General features: G+C 60.7%; 7 protein-coding genes and 1 pseudogene. All 8 read left to right on the top strand.

The features are described 5' to 3' along the window. Positions 1-871 (top strand): ABC transporter permease (locus tag EN925_RS13560; protein WP_245487223.1); only part of this gene is annotated, 871 nt, incomplete at its 5' end. 54 nt (positions 872-925) lie between these two features. Further along, on the top strand, positions 926-2,236 hold the full coding sequence (locus EN925_RS13555) for an FAD-binding oxidoreductase (RefSeq protein ID WP_127388285.1): 1,311 nt from the start codon (positions 926-928) through the stop codon (positions 2,234-2,236). A 60-nt stretch (positions 2,237-2,296) separates the two neighbouring features. After that, positions 2,297-2,626, top strand: a pseudogene (locus tag EN925_RS13550) (IS481 family transposase); the annotation flags it as partial. Between the two features lie 189 nt (positions 2,627-2,815). Further along, positions 2,816-4,138: an FAD-binding oxidoreductase gene (locus tag EN925_RS13545; protein ID WP_127368620.1), complete on the top strand. Its 1,323-nt coding sequence runs from the start codon at positions 2,816-2,818 to the stop codon at positions 4,136-4,138. 67 nt (positions 4,139-4,205) lie between these two features. Next, positions 4,206-5,735 carry a threonine synthase gene (thrC, locus tag EN925_RS13540; RefSeq protein WP_245460928.1) on the top strand — a complete coding sequence of 510 codons (1,530 nt, stop codon included), beginning with the start codon at positions 4,206-4,208 and terminating at the stop codon, positions 5,733-5,735. A 37-nt stretch (positions 5,736-5,772) separates the two neighbouring features. Next, the gene (locus tag EN925_RS13535) at positions 5,773-6,717 is read left to right on the top strand and encodes a homoserine kinase (protein ID WP_127368619.1); all 945 of its coding nucleotides are present in this window, start codon (positions 5,773-5,775) and stop codon (positions 6,715-6,717) included. Positions 6,718-6,755: 38 nt separating this feature from the next. Beyond that, on the top strand, positions 6,756-7,943 hold the full coding sequence (locus tag EN925_RS13530) for a glycine C-acetyltransferase (RefSeq protein ID WP_127368621.1): 1,188 nt from the start codon (positions 6,756-6,758) through the stop codon (positions 7,941-7,943). Beyond that, the coding region (locus tag EN925_RS13525) for an alcohol dehydrogenase catalytic domain-containing protein (protein ID WP_164894200.1) at positions 7,943-8,105 on the top strand (163 nt) is incomplete at its 3' end. The genes EN925_RS13530 and EN925_RS13525, both read left to right, overlap by 1 nt.

Raw genomic sequence — 8,105 nt, 5'->3', positions numbered from 1 at the left:
GGCAAATACAAATGCAGCTCCAAGCCGCTGGACAAACAACCGCGCGGCGCTTCGTTTCATGCGGCATCGCCTGGCGCTGCTCGGCTTGGCGATGATCGTCTTTCTGTGTCTCGCTTGCGTCGTCGGCCCCCATCTCCTGCCTTATGACTCACTGTATATCGATCTGCGGGCCCGCTTTGCTCCTCCGCTTACGGGCCACCACTTTCTGGGCACTGATCCGCTCGGCCGCGACCTGGCGGCAAGGCTCTTGATGGCGGGACGAATCTCGTTGCTGGTGGGCTTCTTCGCCATGCTGTTGTCGACGCTAGTGGGCACGCTCGTCGGGGTAATTGCTGGATACCGCGGCGGCTGGATAGGTGCCTCGCTGATGCGCATGGTAGATGGCTTTCTGGCCTTCCCGTCTATCTTCCTTGTGCTGGCCCTTGCCGCAGCCCTGAAACCCAGCCCGATAATGATTACCGTCGTCATCGCTGCGACCAGCTGGATGGAAGTAGCCCGAATTGTGGAGGCCGAGGTCCTCTCTCTTCGCGAGCGCGAATTCGTCCAGGCCGGGCGAATGCTGGGGCTGAGCGGCACACATATCATGTTTCGGGAGATCCTTCCCAACGCCATCGGTCCAATTATCGTTGCTTCGACCTTGACGGTTGCGCGCGCCATTCTCATGGAGGCCTATATCAGCTTCCTCGGCTACGGGATCCAGCCGCCACTACCGAGCTGGGGCAACATGCTCAATGGCGCCCAGCAATATCTGGGCAGCGCACCATGGCTGGCAATCATTCCCGGAGCTGCCATCACCATCGCGGTGACCAGTTTCAATTTCATCGGCGACGGACTGCGTGACGCGCTGGACGTGCGAGATGACCATATTTGAAGTGCCGCGAGCGATACATTCCTAAACCCCGGAACACCAAGAGAAGTCAGTCACGTGCAAGAGCCCGAAATCGCCGAAAAGAACACGCCCTACTGGTGGGAAGCGGCGCCCGTCATGCCGCTGCCGCGGCAGCCGCTGGCAAAGAAGCTCGACGCGGTGATTGTCGGCGCCGGCTATGCCGGGCTTTCGGCCGGGCTTGCGCTGGCGCGCGAGGGGCGCTCGGTTGCCGCTTTCGATGCGATGCATCCGGGCGAGGGTGCTTCCACGCGCAATGGCGGGATTACGAGCGGGAGCATCCGGCCGGATGCTGCCACAATCACCAGGCGTTTCGGTGAAGAGAAGGCCATGGCGATCGAGGCCGAGGGCAAGATCGCGCGCGAATTCCTCTACGACTTCATCAAGACCGAAGGGCTCGACTGCGACTTCCGCCTGGTCGGCCAGTTCAAAGGCGCTTTCGGCTATGAGCAGTATGAGAAGATGGCGCGCGGCGCCGAGAGGCTGGCGAAGAAACTGGGGATCGAGTCTTACGCCGTTCCGCATGCCGAGCAGCGGAACTATATCGGCACCGATTTCTACCGCGGCGGAACCGTTCGGACGGACATTGGCGGGCTGCACCCCGCAAAGTTCCACGCTGAACTCCTGCGGGTGGCGCTCGCATCCGGATTGACGGTTCATTCGCACACGGCGGTCAAGTCGATCGAGAGGAATGGTTCGGGCTTTCGCGTGGTGACTTCCGCTGGGACGGTGGATGCGCGGCACGTTCTGGTCTGTACCAACGGTTATACCGACGGCGCCGCACCCTTCTTGCGCCGCCGGCTGGTTCCGGTCCGCAGCCGGATCATCGTGACCGAGGAATTAGCGCCCGATGTCATGGCACGACTGATGCCGAAGCTGATGACGATCACCGAGAACCGGCAACTCGGTTTCTATTATCGTCCCTCGCCTGACGGAAAACGCATTCTGCTGGGGGGGCGCGACAGTTCTCGTGTCGGCGATCCGATTGCCCCGAAACTTCTCCTGCGCAAGGGCCTGGTGAACCTCTTCCCGGAGTTGGAGAACGTGCGCCTTTCGCATTGCTGGTTTGGCAACGTAGCGATGAACCGCGACATGCTGCCCCGCGTCTTCGAGAAGGATGGTATGGTCTATGCCACCGGCTTCTGCGGCTCGGGCGTGGTCTGGGCGCCATGGATCGGTATGCGTGCGGCCCACAAGCTGATGGGGCATGGCGAGCAGTCGCGCACGGCGTTCGACTTTCGACCGCCTTCCGCCATCCCGCTCTATCGCGGCAATCCGTGGTTCATGCCGGCGATTATCCAGGGCTATCGGTTGCAGGACCGTATCGCCTTCTGGCGCGCCAGCCGCTGATCGCCGACGGTGACGGCCTTTTGACCATTCGTCGCTGCGGCCCAGATGGAGGCACCGCGGAGCTTGAGGGCGCTGGCGAAGCGCTATGGGATCAACCAGAAGACCGACGCGAAGTTGCAGAGTCGGATCTGTGTTCTCGATCTACCGACTGGGCCGACGGAGGTTCGGTCGACGTGCTCACGGTCGAGGAAGAGGCCGTCATCGTCGCTTTTCGACGCTATACGCTACTGCCGCTGGGTGACTGCCTCTATGCGTTGCAGCCGACGATCTCGCATCTGAGACCTCGTCATTGCACCGCTGCCTGCAACGTCACTGCGTCAGCCGCTTGGACAATGTCGAAGGCGACCGGCCGGCGAGAAGAAGTTCAGGAGCTATCCGATCGGTTACTTTCCATACGCCGCCCTGCGCCGAACTGGGACTCGGTCGGGCTTGAGCAGTTCGTATCGACCAAGGGATCAAAAACCCGCACATCTGGCGAAGTCCTAGATGATTTCGGCACATTCTTTCGAGCGCACGATGCGATGAAGGGCTGATCGGAACTTTGCTTCCGCATTCTTGGCAGCCGAGGTTGGTTGGAACATGTCGCCCCGAGTCGAACGTATTCACAGCGATGAGCGTCTCCCGGCCGAAGTCGACGTCGTCATCGTCGGCGGCGGCATCCTCGGGTCTACGGCCGCCTATTTCCTGGCGAAGCGTGGCCTCTCTGTGGCTCTGCTCGAGAAGGGCCACGTCGCCTGTGAACAATCGAGCCGAAACTGGGGTTGGTGCCGCCAGCAGAACCGCGATCGGCGCGAACTGGCGCTCTCGGTGATCTCCATGCGACTATGGGACGAGCTGACGCGCGATATCAATCGCGATCTTGGATTTCGACGCTGCGGTCTGGTCTCTGCGACTCACGACGAGGCTGTGCTCGCCGGTTGGGAAAGGTGGCGCGAGGTCGCCAGGGAGTACGAGGTCGACACCCGCATGCTGAGCCGGGCGGAGGTGGCCGAGCGCGTCCCCGAAGCGCGCGACAAATGGGTCGGCGGGACCTATTCGGGCCGGGATGGCAAGGCCGAGCCTGCGCTTGCCGCACCGGCTATCGCCGAGGGGGCCAGAGCTCTGGGCGCCACCATCCACCAGGAATGCGCCGCGCGGGCGCTCGACTTGGCCAATGGCAAGATTGCGGGCGTGCACACGGAGAAGGGCTACATCAGAACCAGCGCGGTGCTGTGCGCCGCTGGCGCCTGGTCCTCGCGCTTCCTTAGGCCGCTCGGGATCAGTTTCCCCCAAGCGAGCATCCGGCAGACCGCGCTGCGTTCCACCCCCACAATCAACATAGGCGAGGCGATCTCCACACCCTACTGCACGATCACGCGCCGACTGGACGGCAGCTATACGCTTGCGATCAGTGGCAAGGCGAACCTCGAAATCACGCCCCAGGCTATCCGGTATAGCCGGGAATTCATGCCGCAATTCTTGCGTCGCCTAAAGAACGTCAGGCTCGGCATCGGCCAATCGTTCCTTTCGGGGCCGGATTCAATGCCGGCGCTGCTGACCAACGACGATCGGATCTTCGAACAGAATCGGGTGCTGGACCCTCCACCCTTAAAATGGCTGGTAAGCCAAGTGGTGGAGAGTGTCCGGAAGACCTTCCCCCAACTCGGCGATATAGAGATCGATAGTGCCTGGGGCGGCTTCGTCGATTGCACGCCGGACGCAGTGCCCGTGGTGTCGCAGGTGGACGGGGTAAAAGGCCTCTTCCTCGCGGCGGGCTGCTCGGGCCACGGCTTCGGTTTGGGCCCGGGGCTTGGTTATCTGGCCGCACAGCTTGTCGTAGACGACACGCCTTGCGTCGATCCTACACCGCTCCGCCTGTCGCGTCTGGTCGACGGCTCGAAGCTGGACATCGCCGCTATCTGAAGATCAGCCGGAAGTCAGGCCTGACGCCCACCAACAATCGCCGCTATGGCCTGCAGGACAAGATCGCATGGTGGCAGGCCAGACGCTGACGGCTGAAGCTGGGCGGCCCATTGACCATGCAGCGCTGCGGCCCCGGCTGAACGAGCGCGCCGACAAGGAGGAGCATCACATGCACTACATCTCGACGCGAGGCCACCCCCAACGCAGGAAGTTTTGCGAGATACTGCTTGAAGGTCTGGCGCCGGATGGCGGGCTCTATGTGCCCGAGACGTACCCGCTCGTGGATGACGCCATGCTGGATCGGTGGCGGAGGCTGTCCTATCCGGACCTCGCCTTCGAGATCCTGTCGCTCTACATCGACGATATTCCGCCCGCCGATCTTAAGACCATCTGCGCGAAGACCTATACGCCCGAGGTTTTCGGGACGACCAGGATCGTGCCGGTGCGCGCGCTTGAAACGTGTCTCCACGTGGCGGAACTGTCCAACGGCCCCACGATGGCGTTCAAGGACATGGCGATGCAGTTGCTTGGCAATCTCCTAGAGTATGAACTGGCGCGGCGGGGTGAGGAACTGAACATCCTCGGGGCGACCAGTGGCGACACGGGCAGCGCGGCGGAATATGCCATGCGCGGCAAGAAGGGGGTGCGGGTCTTCATGATGTCGCCGCACGGACGCATGAGCACCTTTCAGCAAGCTCAGATGTTCAGCCTGCAGGACGAAAACATCCATAACATCGCCATCGAAGGGGTCTTTGACGATTGCCAGGACATCGTGAAAGCCGTGTCCGGCGATGGTGACTTCAAGAGGCGCCACCGGATAGGCGCCGTCAATTCGATCAACTGGGCCAGGCTGGTGGCTCAGGTCGTCTACTACTTCTCCGCCTACTTCCAGGTCAACGCGGGGAACACATCAGAGGTCGACTTCACCGTTCCTTCGGGGAACTTCGGAAACATCTGTGCTGGTCACGTTGCGCGCATGATGGGGCTTCCCATATCCCGTCTCGTCGTTGCAACCAACGAGAACGATGTGCTCGATGAGTTTTTCCGCACCGGCGTGTATCGCTTGCGGGGCCGCGCGGACACGTATGAAACATCAAGCCCATCGATGGACATTTCCAAGGCCTCCAATCTTGAGCGTTTCGTCTTTGAACTGCTCGGTCGCGATGCGGGCCGGACGAAATCAATGTTCGACGACCAACTCAGGCGACGAGGACAGTTCGATCTCAGTGGCGATTCCGCCTTCGCGCAGGTGGCCGCTCGTTTTGGCTTCTGCAGCGGCAAGAGCACGCACGCCGACCGGTTGGAAACGATCCGTGACACTTGGCGCCGCTTCAACACGCTGGTCGACCCACACACAGCTGACGGCATCACGGTCGCTCGCAGGCACTCCGTTCTGGAGATGCCGATGATCGTGCTCGAGACGGCCCTGCCGGTCAAATTCGCGGAGACCATCAGGGAGGCTTTGGGCCACGAGCCATGTCGTCCAAAACGGTTCGATGGAATAGAAGACTTGCCGAGACGATTTAAGGTCCTTCCCGCCGATACACAGACCGTAAAGACCCACGTCGCCGAAATTTTGCAGGCTGCGGCCCGCTGAAGAACTGTTTGAACAATCGGAGACCGCTATTTCCGCCATGGCTGTATATACGGAGCTATCAGTCGACGAAGTCGCAGCGCTCTTTGGGGCGCTGGGTCTGGGCTGGCCGCGTTCTGTTCGGGGCATTACGACCGGAATTGAGAACACGAACTACTTCGTAGATACCGAAACCGGAGAGTATGTGCTCACCTTGTTTGAGCGCCTCACATTCGAACAATTGCCTTTCTACCTTCATCTCATAAAACACCTTGCGGCGCGGCGAATGCCGGTCCCGAATCCGGTTGCCAACGCGAGTGCCGAAATCCTTCACTCGCTGAAAGGCCGGCCTGCTGTGGTCGTCAACAGGCTTCCTGGCGAAAGCGTGACAGCACCGACAGTGTCACATTGTCGCTCTATCGGGGAGATCCTGGCGCGAATACACGTGGCCGGGACCGATTACCCACGACACCAGGTCAATCCGCGAGGTCTCGAGTGGTGGAACGAGGTGGTGCCGGTGGTCGGCCAATACGTGTCCGATGGACAACGGTCGCGGCTCACCAGCGAGCTTACCTTTCAGAACCAAATTGCTGTGTCTCCCACCTACGAACAACTCCCCAGGGGGCCGGTGCACGCCGATCTCTTTCGTGACAATGTGTTGTTTGCCGGCAGTCATCTGACCGGCGTCTTTGATTTCTACTTCGCCGGATGCGACGCCTTCCTTTTCGATATTGCTGTGTGCCTCAACGACTGGTGTGTCGATGACTGCACCGGCCGCCAAGACAGTGAGCGAGCAGCCGCTTTCTTAGGCGCTTATGGGTCCGTTCGAGCGCTTACACCAGCCGAACGCATATTGCTTCCCGCGATGCAACGCGCTGGAGCATTTCGCTTTTGGCTATCGCGTCTGTGGGATCTGTACCAGCCTCGGGAGGCTGCAATCCTCAAAGCGCACGATCCAAGCTACTTCGAGCGTATGTTATGCGTGCACAGGGGAGAAATCGTATGAGCAAGGCTGCGAAGATCATCAGTGGAAGCGAAGGCAGGATGGCACCGTCTCTCAACGACCACGTTCGCGAGCTGCTTTCGCAGATCGAGACGGAGGGCCTGTACAAACGCGAGCGCGTCATCACCTCGTCCCAGTCGTCCGAGATCGAGGTTGGCGGCCGCAAGCTGCTCAATTTCTGTGCCAACAACTATCTCGGCCTCGCCGACAGCGAAGAGCTGCGTGAGGCGGCGAAGGCCGCGCTCGACCGATACGGCTATGGCATGGCGTCGGTGCGATTCATCTGCGGCACACAAGAGGAACACAAGCAGCTCGAGGCAAAGATATCGAGCTTCCTCGGCATGGAAGACACGATCCTCTATGGTTCCTGCTTCGACGCCAATGGCGGCCTGTTCGAGACGCTGCTTTCGGAAGAGGATGCGATCATCTCCGACGCGCTCAACCATGCCTCGATCATCGACGGCGTGCGGCTCTCCAAAGCGAAACGCTTCCGCTACACCAACAACAACATGGAGAGCCTCGAGGAAGAACTGAAAAAGGCTGAAGGCAGCCGCTTCAAGCTCATCGCCACTGACGGCGTCTTCTCGATGGACGGCATCATCGCGAATTTGGCGGGCGTCTGCGACCTCGCGGAAAAATATGATGCAATGGTGATGGTGGACGACAGCCACGCTGTCGGCTTCGTCGGTGAGCATGGCCGTGGCACGCCGGAATATTGCGGTGTCGAGGGCAGGGTGGACATCATCACCGGTACGCTGGGCAAGGCGCTGGGGGGTGCCTCGGGTGGCTATACGGCGGCGAGCAGGCCGGTGGTTGACTGGCTGCGCCAGCGATCGCGGCCTTACCTCTTCTCCAACACACTGATGCCAGCGATCGCGGCAGCATCGCTCAAGGTGTTCAACATCATCGAGAGGGGCGACGGGCTGCGTGAAAGTCTCTACGAGAACGCGCAACGCTTCCGCTCCGGTATGGAAAAGCTCGGCTTCACATTGGCTGGAGCTGACCACCCGATCATTCCGGTGATGATCGGCGATGCCGTGCTGGCTTCGCAGATGGCCGACATGCTGCTTGAGCGCGGCATCTATGTGATCGGCTTTTCCTTCCCGGTGGTGCCGAAAGGCCAAGCGCGGATCAGGACGCAGATGTCGGCCGCCCATTCGACAGCCGATATCGATCGGGCAATTGCAGCGTTCGGTGAGGTCGGCCTCGAACTCGGAGTGATTGGCTGATGTCCAACATTATGCGCGCACTCGTCAAAACTCGCGCCGAACCAGGCATCTGGATGGAAGAGGTGCCGGTGCCGGAAATCGGCCCTAACGACGTGCTGATCAAGATCAAGAAGACGGCGATCTGCGGCACCGACGTGCACATCTACAATTGGGACCAGTGGG

Source organism: Mesorhizobium sp. M7A.F.Ca.US.006.04.2.1, assembly GCF_004022915.1.
GTDB classification, from domain to species: domain Bacteria; phylum Pseudomonadota; class Alphaproteobacteria; order Rhizobiales; family Rhizobiaceae; genus Mesorhizobium; species Mesorhizobium ciceri.
The sequence above is the reverse complement of the archived record's forward strand: the minus strand, read 5'-3'. Positions and strand labels throughout refer to the sequence as shown.